This is a genomic window from Mesorhizobium sp. M2A.F.Ca.ET.042.01.1.1 (genome assembly GCF_003997405.1).
GTDB lineage: Bacteria > Pseudomonadota > Alphaproteobacteria > Rhizobiales > Rhizobiaceae > Mesorhizobium.
In genome coordinates this window covers 1-2,190 of sequence record NZ_RZRX01000488.1, presented here as the reverse complement: position 1 = coordinate 2,190, position 2,190 = coordinate 1, and the positions used below count along the sequence as shown (strand labels likewise).

The following is a 2,190-nucleotide window of genomic DNA, read 5'->3' as shown; positions in this document are numbered from 1 at the left end:
CACCGAAGAACGCCACCAACTCATTCGCGATCAGCTTGCGGCGGACGGAAAGGTGCTGGCCGGCGAACTCGCCAGCCGTTTCGGCGTCTCGGAAGACACGGTGCGCCGCGATCTCAGGGAGTTGGCCAAGGCCGGGCAGCTGCGCCGCGTCTATGGCGGCGCGGTCGCCTCGGCGCCGTTTGCCGCCGCGACGCTCAGCCAGCGCAGCGGGCATGCGGTCGAGGAAAAGACGCGCCTGGCGAAAGCGGCAGTGGGGCTGCTCGTGGCGGGGCAGTCCCTGTTCATCGATGGCGGCACGACCAATGAAGCCATCGCCAGGGCAATCCCGCGCGATATGGAACTGACCATTGCCACCAATTCGCTGGGCGTCGCCTCGGCGCTGGTCGATCGTCCTCTGGTCGAACTGATCGTGCTCGGCGGCCGCTATGTTCCCGATCTCGGCACCTGCGTGGGCGCCGATACGCTGGCCGCCGTGGCCCAGCTTGGCGCCGATCTGTTCTTTCTGGGCTCCTGCGGTCTGGATGCCGCGCGCGGCGTCACCGCCTTCGATTCGGCCGAAGCTGAGGTGAAACGCGCCATGGCGAAAAACAGCGCCGGCATCGTCATTGCCGTCACCAGCGACAAGCTTGCGACTGCTGCGCCGTATCGTGTCGCCGGCGCCGATGCGATCCGCCATCTCGTGGTGGAAAAGACCGCGCCTGCCGCCACGCTCGCCGATTTCCAAAGCCAGGGCGCGCAAATTCACTTTGCCTGAGCAGAAGCGCTCCTGTGTGACCGCTTGCCTTGACAAAGCCGGCCTCTCATGCGCTTTTCGCGCCAATTTTCGAGCCGGGCTGGTGCCCGCAATTTCCGGACTTTACCCATGACCACGCATCGTTACCGCAGCCACACTTGTGCCCAGTTGAGAAAGAGCGACGTCGGCAATTCGGTCCGCCTGTCGGGCTGGGTGCACCGCGTGCGAGACCATGGCGGGCTGCTCTTCATCGATTTGCGTGACCACTACGGCCTGACCCAGATCGTCGCCGATCCGGATTCGCCGGCCTTCAAAGTGGCCGAGACCGTGCGCGGCGAATGGGTGATCCGCGTCGACGGCGAGGTCAAGGCGCGGCTGCCGGAGACGGTAAACGCCAACCTGCCGACCGGCGAGATCGAGATTTTCGCGCGCGAGATCGAGGTGCTGTCGGCCGCCAAGGAACTGCCGCTGCCGGTGTTCGGCGAGCCGGAGTACCCGGAAGACATCCGTTTGAAATACCGCTTTCTCGACCTGCGCCGCGAGACGCTGCATCGGAATATCGTGGCGCGGACAAAAATCATCGCCGAGATGCGCAAGCGCATGGGCGAGGTCGGCTTCACCGAGTTCTCGACGCCGATCCTGACTGCGTCCTCGCCGGAAGGCGCGCGCGACTTCCTGGTGCCGTCGCGCATCCATCCCGGCACCTTCTATGCGCTGCCGCAGGCGCCGCAGCAGTATAAGCAGCTGATCATGGTGTCCGGCTTCGACCGTTATTTCCAGATCGCGCCCTGCTTCCGCGACGAGGATCCGCGCGCCGACCGGCTGCCGGGCGAATTCTACCAGCTCGACCTCGAGATGAGCTTCGTCGAGCAGGACGACGTGCTCTCCACCATGGAGCCGGTGCTTCGCGGCGTCTTCGAGACATTTGCCAACGGCAAGCCGGTAACCCAGAAATTCCGCCGCATTCCCTATGACGAGGCGATGCGCACCTATGGCTCCGACAAGCCGGACCTGCGCAACCCGATCGAGATGCAGGCGGTCTCGGATCATTTCCGCGATTCCGGCTTCAAGGTCTTTGCCAACATCCTGGCCAACGATGCGAAGGCCGAGGTCTGGGCCATTCCGGCCAAGACCGGCGGCAGCCGCGCCTTTTGCGACCGCATGAACTCCTGGGCGCAGAGCGAGGGCCAACCGGGCCTCGGCTACATCTTCTGGCGCAAGGAAGGCGAAAAACTCGGAGGCGCCGGTCCGATTGCCAAGAACATCGGCGAGGAGCGCACCGAGGCGATCCGCCAACAACTCGGCCTTGCCGATGGCGATGCCGCCTTCTTCGTCGCGGGCGATCCGAAGAAGTTCGTTACCTTCGCGGGCGCTGCGCGCACCCGCGCCGGCGAGGAGCTGAACCTCGTCGATCGCGAGCGGTTCGAGCTGTGCTGGATCGTGGGCTTCCCGTTCTT

General features: G+C 64.9%; 2 protein-coding genes. Both read left to right on the top strand.

Going from position 1 to position 2,190, the window contains the following annotated elements:
• The coding region (locus tag EOA23_RS34060; RefSeq protein ID WP_189341820.1) for a DeoR/GlpR family DNA-binding transcription regulator at nucleotides 1–754 on the top strand (754 nt) is incomplete at its 5' end.
• Between the two features lie 108 nt (nucleotides 755–862).
• The coding region (gene aspS, locus EOA23_RS34055; RefSeq protein ID WP_127307260.1) for an aspartate--tRNA ligase at nucleotides 863–2,190 on the top strand (1,328 nt) is incomplete at its 3' end.